The organism is Rugamonas sp. DEMB1, from assembly GCF_029834475.1.
Lineage (GTDB): Bacteria > Pseudomonadota > Gammaproteobacteria > Burkholderiales > Burkholderiaceae_D > Rugamonas > Rugamonas rubra.
In genome coordinates this window covers 1,897,800-1,914,054 of the sequence record NZ_CP122407.1, presented here as the reverse complement: position 1 = coordinate 1,914,054, position 16,255 = coordinate 1,897,800, and the positions used below count along the sequence as shown (strand labels likewise).

The 16,255-nt window shown below is 66.1% G+C and carries 15 protein-coding genes and 2 pseudogenes; 8 read left to right on the top strand and 9 right to left on the bottom strand.

All coding sequences use genetic code 11. The features are described 5' to 3' along the window. The first annotated feature begins 264 nt into the window (after window positions 1-264). Window positions 265-1,516 (top strand): annotated as a pseudogene (gene kynU, locus QC826_RS08760) (kynureninase). Between the two features lie 24 nt (window positions 1,517-1,540). Beyond that, window positions 1,541-2,395 (top strand): tryptophan 2,3-dioxygenase, encoded by an 855-nt coding sequence (kynA, locus tag QC826_RS08755; protein WP_279765236.1) that lies wholly within the window; start codon window positions 1,541-1,543, stop codon window positions 2,393-2,395. Between the two features lie 88 nt (window positions 2,396-2,483). Here kynA and QC826_RS08750 read toward each other — a convergent pair whose 3' ends face one another. Then, complete coding sequence (locus tag QC826_RS08750; RefSeq protein WP_279765235.1) at window positions 2,484-3,710, bottom strand: AGE family epimerase/isomerase; 1,227 nt, start codon at window positions 3,708-3,710, stop codon at window positions 2,484-2,486. A gap of 79 nt (window positions 3,711-3,789) precedes the next feature. On the opposite strand from QC826_RS08750, the gene QC826_RS08745 reads away from it, so the two are divergent. After that, entirely contained in the window at window positions 3,790-4,335 is a 546-nt protein-coding gene (locus QC826_RS08745) for an RBBP9/YdeN family alpha/beta hydrolase (protein WP_279765234.1), read from the top strand. A gap of 107 nt (window positions 4,336-4,442) precedes the next feature. On the opposite strand, the gene QC826_RS08740 is transcribed toward QC826_RS08745, so the two are convergent. The 7 genes from QC826_RS08740 to QC826_RS08710 form a co-directional block, all read right to left on the bottom strand. Beyond that, the gene (locus QC826_RS08740) at window positions 4,443-4,643 is read right to left on the bottom strand and encodes a hypothetical protein (protein ID WP_279765233.1); all 201 of its coding nucleotides are present in this window, start codon (window positions 4,641-4,643) and stop codon (window positions 4,443-4,445) included. Window positions 4,644-4,700: 57 nt separating this feature from the next. Next, entirely contained in the window at window positions 4,701-4,904 is a 204-nt protein-coding gene (locus tag QC826_RS08735; protein ID WP_279765232.1) for a hypothetical protein, read from the bottom strand. 146 nt (window positions 4,905-5,050) lie between these two features. Continuing rightward, window positions 5,051-5,248, bottom strand: a complete 198-nt coding sequence (locus QC826_RS08730) for a hypothetical protein (RefSeq protein WP_279765231.1) — start codon at window positions 5,246-5,248, stop codon at window positions 5,051-5,053. Next, window positions 5,245-5,592, bottom strand: a complete 348-nt coding sequence (locus tag QC826_RS08725; protein WP_279765230.1) for a hypothetical protein — start codon at window positions 5,590-5,592, stop codon at window positions 5,245-5,247. The genes QC826_RS08730 and QC826_RS08725 overlap by 4 nt, the downstream gene beginning before the upstream one ends. Window positions 5,593-5,655: 63 nt before the next feature. Continuing rightward, window positions 5,656-5,853 (bottom strand): hypothetical protein, encoded by a 198-nt coding sequence (locus tag QC826_RS08720; RefSeq protein ID WP_279765229.1) that lies wholly within the window; start codon window positions 5,851-5,853, stop codon window positions 5,656-5,658. 331 nt (window positions 5,854-6,184) lie between these two features. Next, a complete protein-coding gene (gene htpG / locus QC826_RS08715) occupies window positions 6,185-8,101 on the bottom strand; it encodes a molecular chaperone HtpG (protein WP_279765228.1) in 1,917 nt (638 codons plus the stop codon). A 150-nt stretch (window positions 8,102-8,251) separates the two neighbouring features. Then, window positions 8,252-9,754, bottom strand: a complete 1,503-nt coding sequence (locus tag QC826_RS08710) for a PLP-dependent aminotransferase family protein (RefSeq protein ID WP_279765227.1) — start codon at window positions 9,752-9,754, stop codon at window positions 8,252-8,254. A 219-nt stretch (window positions 9,755-9,973) separates the two neighbouring features. Between QC826_RS08710 and QC826_RS08705 the strand changes: the two genes are divergently transcribed. The 5 genes and pseudogenes from QC826_RS08705 to QC826_RS08690 all read left to right on the top strand — a co-directional run bounded on the left by QC826_RS08705 (window position 9,974) and on the right by QC826_RS08690 (window position 14,584). Next, entirely contained in the window at window positions 9,974-10,834 is an 861-nt protein-coding gene (locus tag QC826_RS08705; protein WP_279766421.1) for a DMT family transporter, read from the top strand. A gap of 134 nt (window positions 10,835-10,968) precedes the next feature. After that, the gene (locus QC826_RS08700) at window positions 10,969-11,439 is read left to right on the top strand and encodes a RidA family protein (protein WP_279765226.1); all 471 of its coding nucleotides are present in this window, start codon (window positions 10,969-10,971) and stop codon (window positions 11,437-11,439) included. Between the two features lie 145 nt (window positions 11,440-11,584). Then, on the top strand, window positions 11,585-12,778 hold the full coding sequence (locus tag QC826_RS08695) for a PLP-dependent aminotransferase family protein (RefSeq protein WP_279765225.1): 1,194 nt from the start codon (window positions 11,585-11,587) through the stop codon (window positions 12,776-12,778). Window positions 12,779-13,223: 445 nt separating this feature from the next. Beyond that, window positions 13,224-13,550 (top strand): annotated as a pseudogene (locus QC826_RS31560) (response regulator); the annotation flags it as partial. Continuing rightward, window positions 13,454-14,584 (top strand): diguanylate cyclase domain-containing protein, encoded by a 1,131-nt coding sequence (locus QC826_RS08690; protein ID WP_409567863.1) that lies wholly within the window; start codon window positions 13,454-13,456, stop codon window positions 14,582-14,584. The pseudogene QC826_RS31560 and the gene QC826_RS08690, both read left to right, overlap by 97 nt. An 89-nt stretch (window positions 14,585-14,673) precedes the next feature. Here QC826_RS08690 and QC826_RS08685 read toward each other — a convergent pair whose 3' ends face one another. Continuing rightward, window positions 14,674-16,242 carry an FGGY-family carbohydrate kinase gene (locus QC826_RS08685; protein WP_279765224.1) on the bottom strand — a complete coding sequence of 523 codons (1,569 nt, stop codon included), beginning with the start codon at window positions 16,240-16,242 and terminating at the stop codon, window positions 14,674-14,676. Window positions 16,243-16,255 lie beyond the last annotated feature (13 nt).

Below are 16,255 nucleotides of genomic sequence, written 5' to 3'. Positions count from 1 at the left end.
TCCGCTCTTCATGAAACTGGTAACGGCGCCGATTCGGGGAACTTTAGGGTTTTTTCGAATTATTTTTAAAAAATCTGAAAATACTCTCGCGATCGCCCGCAAAGCCCCCTGTCCATGCGGGTTTACCCCATTGGGAAAAATACCGCCCCGGCCCGCCGGCCGCCCGTTTTGTGGTTGCGGGGGCAAGAAATTGCTACACTCCGCCATGCATCGCAAAATAGATGAAGCTTCAAGTATCTCCTCCCACCCGAAGAAAGTTACTTAATGACAACACGTGACGACTGCCTGGGCCGCGACGCGCAAGATCCGCTCGCCGCCCTGCGCGCCCAGTTCGACCTGCCCGCCGGCCTGATCTACCTCGACGGCAACTCCCTCGGCGCCCGGCCGCGCGCCGCGCTGGCCCGCGCCCAGGACGTCATCGCCCGCGAATGGGGCCGCGACCTGATCCGCAGCTGGAACACGGCCGGCTGGTTCGACCTGCCCAAGCGCCTGGGCAACCGCCTCGCCCCCCTGCTCGGCGCCGGCCAGGACGAGGTGGTGGTCACCGACACCACCTCGGTCAACCTGTTCAAGGCGCTGGCCGCCGCGCTGCAGATGCAGGCCGAGCAGCCGGCCACGGCAAGCCGCCGCGTGCTCGTCACCGAACGCAGCAACTTCCCCACCGATATTTACATGGCCCAGGGCCTGGCCGGATGGCTGGCGCGCGGCTACACGGTGCGCCTGGTCGACTCGGTCGAGGAGATCGCCGCCGCCATCGACGCCGACACCGCCGTCGTCATGCTGACCCACGTCAACTACCGCAGCGGCTACCAGCACGACATGCGCGCCACCAGCGCCCTGGCCCACGCCGCCGGCGCGCTGGTCGTCTGGGGACCTGGCCCACTCGGCCGGCGCCGTGCCGCTAGCCCTGAACGGCGACGGCGCCGACCTGGCCGTCGGCTGCACCTACAAGTATCTGAACGGCGGCCCCGGCGCGCCGGCCTTCATCTGGGTGCCGGCCAAGCACCAGGCGCGCTTCCGCCAGCCGCTGTCGGGCTGGTGGGGCCACGCCGCGCCGTTCGCCATGGCGCCCGACTTCGCCCCCGCCGACGGCATCGGCCGCGCCCTGTGCGGCACCCAGCCCATCGTCTCGCTGGCCATGGTCGAAAGCGGGCTGGAGGTGTTCGAGCAGACCGACATGGCGGCGGTGCGCGCCAAGTCGCTGGCGCTGACCGACCTGTTCATCGAACTGGTCGAACGGCGCTGCGGCGCCCATCCGCTGGGACTGGTCACGCCGCGCCAGCACGCCCGCCGTGGCAGCCACGTCAGCTTCACCCATCCGCACGGCTACGCCGTGATGCAGGCGCTGATCGGGCGCGGCGTGGTGGGCGACTACCGCGAGCCGGCCATCATGCGCTTCGGCTTCACGCCGCTCTACACCAGCTACACCGAGGTGTGGGACGCGGTCGAGATCCTGCGCCAGATCCTCGACGACACCGCCTACGACATCGCCGCCAAGCGCGACGCCGTGACCTGACCCCACCACAAGAATAGAGCCACCATGACCGACAAGAACGACAGCCCGCAATGCCCGCACGCCCAGTGGCACGGCGCGCAGATGGATTTCAGCGAATCGATGAGCTACGGCGACTACCTGGCGCTGGACCGCATCCTCACCGCCCAGCACCCGCTCTCGCCCAACCACAACGAGATGCTGTTCATCGTCCAGCACCAGACCAGCGAACTGTGGATGAAGCTGATGCTGCACGAGATGCACGCCGTGCGCGCCAACCTGCAGGCCGACAACCTGGCGCCGGCCTTCAAGATGTTGGCCCGGGTGGCCCGCATCATGGACCAACTGGTGCACGCCTGGGACGTGCTGGCGACGATGACGCCGCCGGAATACTCGGCCATCCGGCCGTATCTGGGCGCCTCGTCCGGTTTCCAGTCCTACCAGTACCGCGAGATCGAGTTCATATTGGGGAACAAGAACGCCGCCCTGCTCAACGTCCACAACACCGCGCCGGCCGCCTTCGCCACGCTCGACGCCGCCCTGCGCGCGCCGTCGGTGTACGACGAGTCGATCAAGCTGCTGGCCCGCAACGGCCTGGCCATCGCGCCCGAGCGACTGAACGCCGACTGGACCCTGGCCACCGTGGCCGACGAGTCGGTCAAGGCCGCCTGGTTGGAGGTCTACCGCGACCCGGGTAAACACTGGGCCTTGTACGAGCTGGCCGAAAAGCTGGTCGACCTGGAGACGGCGTTCCGCTTCTGGCGCTTCCGCCACGTCACCACGGTCGAGCGCATCATCGGCTTCAAGACCGGCACCGGCGGCACGGCCGGCGTCAGCTACCTGCGCAAGATGCTCGACGTGGTGCTGTTCCCCGAGCTGTTCGCCCTGCGCACCGCCCTCTAATCCCACCCCGCACCCCGGGGTCAGTGCCGACATTCGGACATTCACGCGATGAATGTCCGAATGTCGGCACTGACCCTAATGGTCTATCCTAGCGCGATTGCCAGCGCCGCAGCGCGTTGACGGCCTCGTAGCAGGCGCCCATGTTGTGGTAGTCGACCTTGCCGGCCGGGCTCTTGTCGTCGGTGCAGGCGCTGTTGTCGCCGCGTAGGATGCGGAACCAGGCGCCGTGGCGGTGGTCGACGAAATGCGTCCAGCAGTAGTCCCACAGCTTGTCGTACCACAGCCAGAAGCGCGCCTCGCCGGTGCGCTCGGCCAGCACGGCGGCCGTCGCCATGCTCTCGGCCTGCACCCAGTGGTATTTGTCGGCGTCGCAGATGGCGCCGTCGGGGGCGAAGCCGTAGCAGATGCCGCCGTGCTCCGGGTCCCAGGCGGTGTCCAGGCCGGCGTCGAACAAGGCGATGGCGCGCGGCAGTATCCAGTCGGCCGGTTGGCGCAACTGCTTGGCGTGCCGCTCCAACAGCAGCAGCAGCTTGGACCACTCGGTCAAATGGCCCGGCTGGTAGCCCCAGGGGCGGAAGATGTTGGAGGCGTCGTCGCGGTTGTAGTCCCAGTCCACCGACCAGTCGATATGGTAGTGCTCCCAGATCAGCCCGTCGCACAGCGCCGCCTGGCGCACCGTGATGTTGTGGGCGATGCGTTCGGCGCGGTGCAGGAAGCGCAGGTCGTCGGTGGCGTCGTAGGCGGCCAGCAGCGCCTCGACCGAATGCATATTGGCGTTCTGGCCGCGATACGGCGCCAGCGTGGTCCAGTCGGTGCTGGCCTCGTCGGCGTACAGGCCGAAGTCGGCCTGCCAGAAGTGCTGCTCCATCAAGTCGTAGGTTTCGTCGATCCACTCGCGCGCCTCGTCGACGCCGGCCAGCAGCGCGTGCGAGTAGGCCAGCAGCACGAAGGCCAGGCCGTAGCAGTGGTTGGTCCCGTCGACCACGGTGCCCTGGCCGTCGCGCCAATCGAGCAGCCAGGCATAGCCGCCTGTAAGCGGATTACGGTGCGCCTCGCGCAGGAAGGCGAGGCCGTGGCGCACCTGGGGCAGGTACTCGTCGGCGTCGAAGTGGCGCGCCGCCATGGCGTAGGTGAAGACGAAGCGGGTGCTGCTGACCAGATGCCGGCTGCGCTCGTCGTAGACCCGGCCGTCGTCCTTGTAGAAGTGGTAGAAGCCGCCGCTGGGGTCGATGCAGCGCGGATGGTAGAACTGCATCGTCTCTTGTATGTGCTTGCGCAAATCTGCTGGGGAGTGAAAATCCGGGGCGGTCGTCATGGCATACTCTTCCACATTGAGGAGCGCCAATTCTACGCGTTTCGTCCGCTCCGTGCGGCGCAAGAAGAAAGGAAACTACATGGATTTCGAGGTACTGACACTGGCCGGCTTGTGGAACTCGGGGCCGGCCCACTGGCAAACCCGGTGGGAGGCCGAGCATCCCGCCTGGCGGCGCGTGCCGCACCGCGACTGGGACACGCCGCAGTGCGACGAGTGGGTGGCCGAGTTGGACGCCGCCATCGGCCGCTGCCAACGCCCGCCGGTGCTGGCGGCGCACAGCCTGAGCTGCTCGCTGGTGACGCGCTGGGCCGCCTCCGGTTCGCGCCACGCCGTCGCCGGCGCCTTCCTGGTGGCGCCCAGCGATGTCGACGCGCCGTCCTACCCTGACTGCACCAGCGGCTTCCAGCCGATGCTGCTGGCGCCCCTGCCCTTCCCCAGCATGGTGGTGGCCAGCAGCGACGATCCCTATGTGAGCGAGCGGCGCGCCCGCCTGTTCGCCACCAGTTGGGGCGGCGAGTTCGTCTCGATCGGCGACGCCGGCCACATCAACGGCGACGCCGGCTACGGCCCCTGGCCGGCCGGCGCGGCGATGCTGCTGGCCTTCTGCGCCCGCTTGCAGGGCTAAGAAGAAGATGGTGTTGATGAGCTTGATGCCGACGCCGGACAAAGGAAAGTGATACCAGGCGCCGCCCGCCATACACGCACAGGCGGCGCTGAATCGCAGCGCCGCGGCTACATCGCCCGGCCGCCGCAATCCTCAAAGCAGGCGTCGCGGTCGGCGGCGCACTCCACCGGGTCGCCACCATATTTGATGCAGTTGCGATAACCGATCGAGCACCAGCCTTGGCAGCTGTTGGTGCTCGACTCGGCGGCATAGGCGAACGAGCTGCCCAGGCCGATGGCAAACATGAACAAAGCCAGTTTCCGTTTCATTCGAGTCCCCTAAAATTAGACGTACAGTTGATCGTCTTGCTCGCCGCAGCTGCGCGATTAGGGTTCCTGGATGCCGCAACGCTGCAGGCACGAGGTTTGCTGCCTCTGGCAGAAAGCTGCGTCGCCGTTAACATTCATACAAAAATTGTAGTTCCGATAGCATTGGCCGGCGCAGTCGCCGCCGGCAACTCCGGCCGCGTAGGCGAACGAGCTGCCCAGGCCAATCGCAAACATGAACAATGCCAATTTCATCTTCATCATTTTTCTCCAAGTGAGGAAATCAGACGGATCGCTACCCAGGAAAGACATCCCGTCCCACACGCCCCTCCCGCAACAAGATACAGTTGCCTCGTTCTAGTGGCGCAATGCCAGCCATACCAGCGCGGCTGGCATTGCCGCCACGTCAATTACGGCAGCGGGACGCCGCAACCCTGCAAACACTCATCGCGTTGCTCCATACAGATATCCGGATAGGTGTTGCGCATGCACTTGTTGTAGGTCGTATAGCAATAGCTGGCGCAGTTGGTGCCGGTGGTTTCGGCGGCGTAGGCGAAGGAGCCGCCCAGGCCGATGGCAAACATGAACAAGGCGAATTTCAGTTTCATTTGAATCCCCAAAAATTAGACCTCAGGTTGATCGTTTTCTCGCCGCGCCGGCGCGACATCTGCCAAGCCAGCGGGACAGGCATCGCCGCCTCGGTTAGGGCAGCGCGATGCCGCAAGCGCCCAAGCAACGCTCGTATCGCGGCGTGCAGAATTCCGCAGTGTTCACGGACAAACAATAATCGTAATCCCGATTGCAATAGCTTTCGCAGCTGAAGCCATTGGTCTCGGCGGCGTAGGCGAACGAACTGCCCAGGCCGATGGAAAACATGAACAACATCAACTTCATCTTCATCAATTCTCTCCAGATTTTGCAAACCAGACGGATCGTTATCCAGGAAAGACATGCCGTCCCACACGCCCTTCCCGCAACAAGGACATCGTTGCCTTGTTCCAGCAGCGCCCCAGGATTAGGGCAGGACGACGCCGCAATGCTGCAGGCATATGTCCTGCCGCATCGCGCAGTACTGCTCGCTATTCGTCTTCATGCAATAGTCGTATTTCGCGTAGCAATTGTTAAAGCAGCCGTTGTAAGCGAATCCAGCAGCCTGGGCGAACGAGCTGCCCAGGCCAAGCGCAAACAGGAACAACGCCAGTTTCATCTTCATCAATTCTCTCCAGGTAAGAAAATCAGACGGATCGTTATCCAGGAAAGAGTCCCGTCCCACACGCCCTTCCCGCAACAAGGACATCGTTGCCTTGTTCGCACTGCGCCCCGGTGGGGGCGCCAGCCCAGGAAGGCAAACCGCAGGCCGCTTAGGTCCGCCGCTTACCTTTGCTTTACCTCAATTGCATTGAAAAATATCATATGAATATTACCAAAACAATATATTTATTTATTTCGCATTATTGTTGTAAATTTAAGACGCGGCGCGCCGACGCCGGCGCCGGGCGAAAAAAAAGCCTCCGAAGAGGCTTTTTTTGCTACCCGAGGGTCGCTTACTTGCCGGCGCCGGCCAGCAGCATCTCGTTGAGGCGCTTGACGAAGGTGGCCGGATCGCTCAGCGAACCGCCCTCGGCCAGCATGGCCTGGTCGAACAGGATGTGGGCCCAGTCGTTGAACTGGCTGCCGGCGTCCTGGTACTTCAGGCGCGTCACCAGCGGGTGGTTCGGGTTGATCTCCAGGATGGGCTTGGAGTCCGGCGCGTTCTGGCCGGCCGCCTTCAACATGCGCAGCAGGTTGCCGGACAACTCGTTCTCGTCGGCCACCAGGCAGGCCGGCGAATCGGTCAGACGGAAGGTGACGCGCACGTCCTTGGCCTTGTCGGCCAGCGCTTCCTTCATCTTGCCGACCAGGTCCTGGTAGGAGGTCTCGGTCTCTTGGTGCTCCTTCTTCTCGGCCTCGTCCTCCAGCTTGCCCAGGTCCAGGCCGCCCTTGGCCACCGAGACCAGTTCCTTGCCCTCGAAGTCCTGCAGGAAGGACAGCATCCACTCGTCGACGCGGTCGGTCAGCAGCAGCACTTCAACGCCTTTCTTGCGGAAGATCTCCAGGTGCGGGCTGTTCTTGGCGGCGGTGTAGTTGTCCGCCGTGACGTAGTAGATCTTGTCCTGGCCGTCCTTCAGGCGCGCCACGTACTGCTCGAACGAGACGTTCTGCTCGTCGTTGTCGTTGGCGGTCGAGGCGAAGCGCAGCAGCTTGGCCAGACGCTCCTTGTTGCCGGCGTCCTCGCCGATGCCCTCTTTCAGCACCTGGCCGAACTCCTTCCAGAAGGTGGCGTACTTGTCCTTCTTGTCCTGCTCGTCGGCGTTAGCCAGCTCCTCCAGCATGCCGATGACGCGCTTGGTCGAACCCTCGCGGATCACCTTGACGTCGCGCGACTCCTGCAGGATTTCGCGCGAGACGTTCAGCGGCAGGTCGGCCGAGTCGATCACGCCCTTGACCATGCGCAGGTAGGCCGGCATCAGCTGCTCGGCGTCGTCCATGATGAAGACGCGCTTGACGTACAGCTTGATGCCGCCGCGCTTGTTGCGGTCCCACAGGTCGAACGGCGCCTTGCTCGGGATGTACAGCAGCTGGGTGTACTCGCTGCGGCCCTCGACGCGGTTGTGGGTGTGCGTCAGCGGCGACTGGAAGTCGTGCGAGACGTGCTTGTAGAACTCGTCGTACTGTTCCGGCGTGATGTCGGACTTGTTGCGGGCCCACAGCGCGCTGGCCTGGTTGATGGTTTCCAGCTCGTCCTTGACGACGGTTTCCTTCTTCTCGTCGTCCCACTCCTCCTTGGCCATGACGATCGGCAGCGAGATGTGGTCGGAGTACTTGCGGATGATGGATTTGATCTTCCAGCTCGACAGCAGCTCGTCCTCGCCTTCGCGCAGGTGCAGGATGATGTCGCTGCCGCGCGAGGTTTTTTCGATCTGTTCGACGCTGTAGTCGCCCTCGCCGGCCGATTCCCAGCGCACGCCCTCGTTGGCGGCGGCGCCGGCGCGGCGCGTTTCGACGGTGATCTTGTCGGCGACGATGAAGCCGGAGTAGAAGCCCACGCCGAACTGGCCGATCAGCGCGGCGTCCTGCTGCTGGTCGCCCGACAGCTTGCCGAAGAATTCCTTGGTGCCCGACTTGGCGATGGTGCCCAGGTGCGAAATGGCCTCGTCGCGGCTCATGCCGATGCCGTTGTCGGAGATGGTGATGGTGCGCGCTTCCTTGTCGAAGCTGACCTTGATCTTCAGTTCGTGGTCGTTGCCGTACAGGGCGTCGTTGTTGATCGCCTCGAAGCGCAGCTTGTCGGACGCGTCGGAGGCGTTCGAGATCAGCTCGCGCAGGAAAATCTCCTTGTTCGAGTACAGCGAGTGGATCATCAGTTGCAGCAGCTGTTTGACTTCAGCTTGAAAACCCAGGGTTTGCTTGTTGTCGGCCATTTTTACCTCTAATTAGTCTGTGTTGATACGGGGTTTGTTGCGCGGATTTTCCAAAAGTGGGGATTATATGGCCGATTTCAAGGCTTGGCGAGGCGCCGCCGCCGGCGGCCCGGCTGGCGGCCCGGCCGGCGGCCCAACCGGCGGCCCGGCTCAGCGCCCCAGCTCGCGCTCGAGGAAGCGCCAGATGGCCGGGTCCTGCATCGCCGCCACGTTCAGCCGCATCCGCGTCGAGGCCAGCTGCTTGGGCGAGAACAGGCTGCCCGGCGCCAGCAGCAGGCCCTCGGCCATGGCCCGCTCGGCCAGGGCGTTGGTGTCGCGGCCGGCGTCGGCCCAGACGAACATGCCGGCCGGGCTGACGATGTCGACCGTCAGGCCGACCCGCTCCATCTGCCGCACCGTCTTGGCGCGCACCGCGTCCAGGCGCAGGCGCATGCGGTCGGCGTGCTTGCGGTAGGAGCCCTCGGACAGCACCTTGTAGACCACCCGCTCGCCGATGTCGCTGGTGGTCAGCGTCGACAGCATCTTGCGGTCGGCCAGCCGCTCGGCCCACTGGCGCGAGGTGGCGATGTAGCCGACCCGCAGGTTGGCCGCCATGGTCTTGGAGAAGCCGCCCAGGTAGATCACCCGCTGCAGCTGGTCGAGCGCGGCCAGGCGGGTGGCCGGCTGCACCGCGCTGCCGGGGTGCAGGTCGCAGTAGATGTCGTCCTCGACGATGGTGAAGCCGTGCTGCTCGGCCAGGCGCAGCACCTGGAAGGCCTTGGCCGCCGACAGCGAGGTCGAGCTGGGGTTGTGCAGCACCGAGTTGATGACGTACAGCTTGGGCTGGTGCAGCGCGGCCAGCTCGGCCAGGCGGGCGATGTCCGGCCCGTCGCCCAGGCGCGGGATGCCGACCACCTTGGCGCCCAGCGCGGCGAAGGAGCCGAACATCAGGAACCAGGCCGGGTCGTCGACGAAGATGGTGTCGCCGGGGCGGGTGAACTCGCGCGCCACCAGGTCCAGCGCCTGGGTCACGCCGGCGGTGGTGACGATCTGCTCGGGCGCGGCGACGATCTCCAGCTCGGCCAGTTTCTGCTGCAGCTGCTGGCGCAGCGGCAGGAAGCCCTGCGGCAGGCCGTAGCTGAGCAGCAGGTTGGGGTTCTGCCGGCCCACCGCGCGCAGCGCGTTGGCCACCGTCTGGCCGTCCAGCCACTCGTTGGGCAGCACGCCGGAGCCGGGCATCTGCTGGTAGGGCGTCTGGCGGAACATGTTGCGGATCAGCCAGACCACGTCGATGGCCTTGCCGGCGTCGGCGTCCGGCCAGGCCGGCGCCGCCTCAACCGCCCCGGCGGCGGAGCGCTGGTCGGCGTTCAGCGGCGAGCGCTCGCGCACGTAGAAGCCGGCGCCACGGCGCGACTCCAGATAGCCGCGCGCCACCAGCTTGTCGTAGCTGGCCACCACGGTGAAGCAGGACACGCCCTGGGCGCCGGCGAACTGGCGGATCGACGGCATGCGGGCGCCGCCGCGCAGCACGCGGTCGTCGATGCGCGCCGCCACAGAGCGGACGATCTGGTCGATCAGCGACTCGCCCGATTCGCGCGACAGCAGCGCCACCAGCGCGGTCGGCTGGGCCTTGCCGGCGCGCGCCGGCGATGCAGTGGTTTGTGTATTGGTCATTTTACCGTTACAGCATAGTGAATTATGTTCGGATGTGTACTGGTACTGTACTGGTTTTGTCATTTAGGATACACCCAACCCCTACACAAAGCCACCCGGAAAGAGCGCCCCATGCACCAGCCCACCGCCGCCGCCAAACTCGCCGCCCGCGCGCCCGCCGCGCCGCCGGGCACCCTGCCCCCGGTGGCCCACGCCGGCCTGTCCGACGAAACACGCGGCATGCTGCTCGGCCTGGCCGGCGTGGCCATCTTCAGCCTGACGCTGCCCTTCACCCGCATGGCGGTGGCCGGCCTGGACCCGCTGTTCGTCGCCCTCGGCCGCGCCCTGGTGGCGGCCGTGCTGGCGGCGGCCTGGCTGGCCTGGCGCCGCGCCCCGCTGCCGCCGCGCGACGCGCTGCCGGCGCTGGCGCTGGTGGCGGGCGGCTGCATCATCGGCTTCCCCTGGCTCACCTCGATCGCCATGCGCACCCTGCCGGCCGCCCACGGCGCCGTGCTGGTCGGCGTGCTGCCGCTGGCCACCGCCGCCTGCGCCGCGCTGGGAGGGCACGAACGGCCCTCGGGCGGCTTCTGGGCCATGTCGCTGCTGGGCAGCGCGCTGGTGGTCGGCTTCGCCCTGCGGCAGAGTGGCGGCAGCCTGCAGGCGGCCGACCTGGCGATGTTCGCCGCCGTGCTGCTGGCGGCGGCCGGCTACGCCGCCGGCGGACGGCTGGCGCAGCGCATGGGCGGCCAGCAGGTGATCTGCTGGGCCCTGCTGCTGGCCGCGCCGCTGCTGCTGCCGCTGCTGCTCTGGCACAGCTGGGGCCAGGCCGAGGCGATGCTGCGGGCCGGCGCGCGGGCCTGGGCCGGCTTCGCCTATGTATCGGTGTTCTCGATGTTCATCGGCTTTTTCTTCTGGTATCGCGGCATGGCGCTGGGCGGCGTGGCGCGCGTCGGCCAGGTGCAACTGGTGCAGCCCTTCCTGTCGCTGCTCGGCGCCGGCCTGGTGCTGGGCGAAACGCTGGAATGGGACAACCTGTTTTTTGCACTCGCCGTGATCATTGTGGTGGGCTTGGGCCGCAAAATGCAGGTGAAACGGCCTTAACACCATACAGGATTTTGATTTCGGCCCTGTTGTGGGCAGCTCCAGCCGCACGACGTACAATATCGGTCTTGCCGCGCCAGTCGCGCACCGACACCAACCTTCGTCGAGAAATCGACACCTAACCGGGACGCCACATGTCTGTTTACGAAAAACTCAAAGCCCTCGATATCACCCTGAGCGCGCCCGCCGCGCCGGTGGCCGCCTACGTCATGTACGTCCAGAGCGGCAACCTGGTGTTCATCTCCGGCCATATCGCGCGCAAGGAAGACGGCTCGCCGTGGGTCGGCCAACTGGGCAAGAACATCGGCGTCGACGAGGGCAAGGCCGCCGCGCGCGGCGTCGCCGTGGCGCTGATGGGCACCCTGCAGGAAGCCGTCGGCGGCGACCTGGGCCGCGTCAAACGCATCGTCAAGCTCACCAGCCTGGTCAACTCCACGGCCGACTTCACCGAGCACCACCTGGTCACCAACGGCGCCTCCGAGCTGCTCGGCGAAGTGTTCGGCGACGCCGGCAAGCACGCCCGCGCCGCCTTCGGCGTGGCGCAGATCCCGCTCGGCTGCTGCGTCGAGATCGACCTGGTGGTCGAAGTGGCCGACGCGGCCTAAGGCCGCCACCGCGACGACAAGGAATTCTGCTTTACCGGGCGGCGCCGACCTACCCGTGGCGCCGCCCTTTCGAGGGCCGCCACAAGCGCGCTTGTTCATCGACCGGCCGGCCCACAGGCTCCGGTAATTACTCAGTGAGACATGTATGAAAATTGAAAATCCAAACCCGATGCAGTGGCGTTTCGCCGAACGCGCCGAGCAGCTGCAAAGCTCCTTCATCCGCGAAATCCTGAAGATCACCCAACAGCCGGAGATCATCTCCTTCGCCGGCGGCCTGCCGTCGCCGGCCACCTTCCCGGTCGACGAGATGAAGATCGCCTTCGACAAGGTGCTGACCAACTCCGGCAAGGTGGCGCTGCAGTACGGCCCGACCGACGGCTACCTGCCGCTGCGTCAATGGATCGCCGACTCGCTGTCGGCCAACGGCGTCAAGATCGTGCCGGAACAAGTGCTGATGACCTCCGGCTCGCAGCAGGCGCTCGACCTGCTGGGCAAGGTGCTGATCGACGAAGGCAGCCGCGTACTGGTCGAAACGCCGTCCTACCTGGGCGCGCTGCAGGCCTTCTCGGTCTACCGTCCGGAGTTCGTCTCGGTCGACACCGACGAGCACGGCCTGGTGCCCGAATCGCTCGACAAGGTGGCCCAGGGCGCGCGCCTGCTGTACGCGCTGCCGAACTTCCAAAACCCGACCGGCCGCTCGCTGTCGCTCGAGCGCCGCCACCAGCTGGTGGAAACCTGCGCCCGCCTGGGCCTGCCGCTGATCGAGGACGACCCTTACGGCGCCCTGAGCTACAAGGGCGCGCCGCTGCCGAAGATGGTGGCGATGAACCCGGACGGCGTGATCTACATGGGCTCCTTCTCCAAGGTGCTGACGCCGGGCATCCGCCTCGGCTACGTGGTCGCCCCGCTGCCGTTGGTGCGCCGTCTGGAGCTGGCCAAGCAGGCCGCCGACCTGCACACCTCGCAGCTGACGCAAATGGTGGTGCACGAGGTGATCAAGGACGGCTTCCTCGACCGCCACATCCCGCAGATCCGCACGCTGTACGGCGACCAGTGCCAGTGCATGCTCGACGCGATGGACCAGCACTTCCCGGCCAGCGTCACTTGGACCAAGCCGGAGGGCGGCATGTTCATCTGGGTCACCCTGCCCAAGCACATCAACGCCATGGCCCTGCTCGACGAAGCCATCGCCGCCAAGGTCGCCTTCGTGCCGGGTTCGCCGTTCTACGCCAACGAGCCGGAAACCAACACGCTGCGCCTGTCGTTCGTGACGGTGTCGCCGGAGCGCATCCGCACCGGCATCGAGATCCTCGGCAAACTGATCGCCGCCAAGATCTAAACCGGTTTCCCGCGTGGCGCGGCCCGACGGCCGGGCCGCGCGCCGCAACATCCCGAGTGGGCGCCTGGTGCGCCCACTTTGCATTGCCGCCACGGGGCGGATTCCCACCATCCAAAATACAACACCGGCTGTTGAAATTTTGAACCATTTCATACCCAAAACTAGCTACCGATAGTTACAGGCTCGCTCTTGCTGCCGCAAGGAAGATGGTAAATAGTGTCGAAAAGCTACCTATCATTCGGCAATTCGAAGATTTCCTCAAAAAAACATTTGGTGTTTTTCTACAAATCACTTTCCCGAAGCGGTATGATTTAGACAGACAGTCACTTTTATCGACAGGCCAACCTTTGTCCGCAGACACCGAAATCGCCACCGACCGCCCCGCCGCCCGGCCCCGCCGCGCCGGCTTGCGACGCCCGCCGGTCGGCGCGCTGCGGGGTGCCGCATGGTGATGCCGCCCGCCCTACCCGAGCTAGCGGCGCGGCGCGAAGCGACCATCCTGATCGTCGACGACGCCGCCGACAACCTCGCCGTGCTGCGCAAGCTGATGAGCCAACAGGGCTACCAGACCTTCGTCGCCAGCAACGGCGAGCGCGCGCTGCAGATCGCCCGCCGCGTCCAACCCGACCTGATCCTGCTCGACGTGGTCATGCCCGGCATGGACGGCTTCGAGACCTGCCGCCAGTTGAAGAACCACGCCGCCACCCAGGGCATCCCGGTGGTCTTCATGAGCGCCCGCACCGAGGCCGACGACGTCGTCGCCGGCTTCGACCTGGGCGCGGTCGACTACATCAGCAAGCCGCTGCGCCTGGCCGAGGTGAGCGCGCGGGTGCGCAGCCAATTGCAGATCCGCAGCCGCAGCGAGAACCAGGGCGAGCAGGCCGAGCGCCTGCGCACCATCGTCAACAACATGGCCGAGGCCTGCCGATCATCGAGGCGGACGGCCGCATCCAGTTCACCAACCCGGCCTGCGACAAATACCTCGGCTACCGGGAGGGCGAGCTGTCCGGCCGCTCGATCGGCGAGCTGCTCAATCCGCTGGTGGCGCGCGAGTACCTCGACTACTTCGAACGCTACGGCGCCGCGCCGGAGACGGCGCACAGCCATGGCACGCGCGAGGTGATCATCCGCCACTGCGACGGCCGCTCGGTGTGCATGGACCTGACGCTGACCCCAATGTACCTGCGCCAGCCGCTGTTCATCGGCCTGCTGCACGACATCACCCACCACAAGCTGTCCGAAGACGCGCTGCAGCGCGCGGCGATGGTCGACCCGCTGACCAAGATCGCCAACCGGCGCCATTTCGACAGCTTCCTCGAGAAGGAATGGCAGCGCGCCCTGCGCAGCGGCCAGCCCTTGTCGCTGGTGGTGCTCGACGTCGACCACTTCAAGCTGTACAACGACACGCTGGGCCATCCGGCCGGCGACGCCTGCCTGGCGCAGGTGGCGCAGGCGGTGTCCTCGCACGCGCTGCGGCCGACCGACCTGGCGGCGCGCTACGGCGGCGAGGAGTTCGTGCTGCTGTTCGCCGAGACGGACGCCGACTCGGCCCATCTGCTGGCCGAGGCTATCCGCGCCCACATCGAGGCGCTGCAACTGCCGCATCCGCGCTCGCCGACCTCGCCGTGGATCACCGTCAGCATCGGCGTCTCGACCATCCACCCGAACCAGTTCGACAGCACCGAGGCGCTGTTCGTCGCCGCCGACCGCGCCATGTACGTGGCCAAGGAGGGCGGCCGCAACCAGGTTCGCGCCAACAAGCCGGACAGCGCCGCCCTGGACGCCGTGCAGGCCTTGATGGGCTGATGGCGCAGAGCCAGGGTCAGACCCTAGGGTCTGACCCTTCTAGACTGTCGCCGCCGATTCTTGCTTGTTGGAGTGCTGAACCACCTTCCTCACAGGCGCTCGGGATAGCCGGTGATGTCGGCGATTTCGGCGTACATCGGTTGCAGCCGCTGGTACATCTTCAAGTACACGCGGCGGTACAGCCGCTCGTAGATCGCCTGGTTGGCCGGGATGGGCAGGAACACCCGGCCCGGCCGCGTCATGGCGCGGGTGGCGGCATCGAAGTCCTTGTGCAACCCCAGCCCAGCCGCCACGGCGATCGCCGCGCCCAGGCCGGAGGTCTCGTAGACGTGGGCGCGCGCCGCCGGCAGGCCGAAGATGTCGGCGGTCAGCTGCATCGCCGCGTCGCTTTGCGAGCCGCCGCCGGCCACGCGCAGCTCGGTCACCTTGACGCCGCCGCGCTTCTCGATGCGCTCCATGCCCTCGCGCAGCGCGTAGGCCAGTCCCTCCAGGATCGCCCGGTACATATGGGCGCGGGTGTGCACGTCGCCGAAGCCGATCATCGCGCCCTTGGCCTCCGGCCCCGGCACGCGGATGCCGGGGCTCCAATACGGTTGCAGCATCAGCCCCATCGAGCCGGGCGGCACGTCCTCGACCAGGCCGTCGAACAGCTCCTCCGGCGAGCCGCCGTGGCGGTGCGCGGCGGCCTGCTCCAGGTGGCCGAACTGCTCCTTGAACCAGTTGACCATCCAGTAGCCACGGAAGATCTGCACCTCGGTGCTGTAGGCGCCCGGGATGGCGGCCGGGTATGGCGGAATGAAGGGCGTCACCTCGACGTATTTTTTGGTCGTGGTGTTGACGGTGGCCGTGGTGCCGTAGCTCAGGCAGCCGATGTGCGGCTCGGTGGCGCCGGCGCCGATCACTTCGCAGGCCTTGTCGGCGGCGGCGGCCACCAGCGGCGTGCCCTGCGGGATGCCGGTGGCGGCGGCGGCGGCGGCCGTGATGGCGCCGATCACCGTGCCCGGCGCCACCAGCTCGGGCAGCATGCTCGGCTTGATCGCCAGCGCCTGCCACTTCCAGTCGCGCGGCCCGGCCCAGCGGTGGTGCTTGTAGTCGAAGGGCAGATAGGCCACCTGCGAGCCGATCGAGTCGACGAAGCGCTCGCACAGGCGGTAGTTCAAAAAGCCGGACAGCAGCAGGAACTTGTCGGTGCGCGCCCAAATGTCGGGCTGCTCGGCGGCGATCCAGTTGATCTCCGCCTCGCGGCGGAAGAACTCGATGGTCGAGTCGACCCGCGCCAGCTTGAAGGCGGCGCGCCACCAGGGGCTGAGCGGCGGCACCTGGTCGGTGCGGCGCTGGTCCAGCCAGGTGATGGCCGGGCGCAGCGGCTTGCCGTGCTTGTCGAGGTTGACCACCGTTCCGCGCTGGGTGGTGACGGCGACGCCCTTGACGGCGGAACGGGGGATGTCGGTGACGCTCCACAGGCGCTGGCAGACCTCGCAGACGGCCTGCCAATAACCCTCGGCGTCGTGCTCGGCCCAGCCGGGATGGTCGGAGAAGTAGGCCTCCAAATGCACCTGCGCCTTGGCGGCGAGGTTGCCGTCCAAATCGAACAGCAGCGCGCGCACGCTCTGGGTGCCGTTGTCGATGGAGAGAATGTACTGCTCTGGGTCTGCCATATTGTTCATGTTG

Coding starts and splice junctions, on each gene's coding strand:
- QC826_RS08685 (WP_279765224.1), bottom strand. CDS start 16,242: ATGGCAGACCCAGAGCAGTACATTCTCTCCATCGACAACGGCACCCAG.
- htpG (WP_279765228.1), bottom strand. CDS start 8,101: ATGGCCGACAACAAGCAAACCCTGGGTTTTCAAGCTGAAGTCAAACAG.
- QC826_RS08745 (WP_279765234.1), top strand. CDS start 3,790: ATGGATTTCGAGGTACTGACACTGGCCGGCTTGTGGAACTCGGGGCCG.
- QC826_RS08695 (WP_279765225.1), top strand. CDS start 11,585: ATGAAAATTGAAAATCCAAACCCGATGCAGTGGCGTTTCGCCGAACGC.
- QC826_RS08700 (WP_279765226.1), top strand. CDS start 10,969: ATGTCTGTTTACGAAAAACTCAAAGCCCTCGATATCACCCTGAGCGCG.
- QC826_RS08750 (WP_279765235.1), bottom strand. CDS start 3,710: ATGACGACCGCCCCGGATTTTCACTCCCCAGCAGATTTGCGCAAGCAC.
- QC826_RS08710 (WP_279765227.1), bottom strand. CDS start 9,754: ATGACCAATACACAAACCACTGCATCGCCGGCGCGCGCCGGCAAGGCC.
- kynA (WP_279765236.1), top strand. CDS start 1,541: ATGACCGACAAGAACGACAGCCCGCAATGCCCGCACGCCCAGTGGCAC.
- QC826_RS08720 (WP_279765229.1), bottom strand. CDS start 5,853: ATGAAGATGAAACTGGCGTTGTTCCTGTTTGCGCTTGGCCTGGGCAGC.
- QC826_RS08735 (WP_279765232.1), bottom strand. CDS start 4,904: ATGATGAAGATGAAATTGGCATTGTTCATGTTTGCGATTGGCCTGGGC.
- QC826_RS08740 (WP_279765233.1), bottom strand. CDS start 4,643: ATGAAACGGAAACTGGCTTTGTTCATGTTTGCCATCGGCCTGGGCAGC.
- QC826_RS08705 (WP_279766421.1), top strand. CDS start 9,974: ATGCTGCTCGGCCTGGCCGGCGTGGCCATCTTCAGCCTGACGCTGCCC.
- QC826_RS08730 (WP_279765231.1), bottom strand. CDS start 5,248: ATGAAACTGAAATTCGCCTTGTTCATGTTTGCCATCGGCCTGGGCGGC.
- QC826_RS08725 (WP_279765230.1), bottom strand. CDS start 5,592: ATGTCTTTCCTGGATAACGATCCGTCTGGTTTGCAAAATCTGGAGAGA.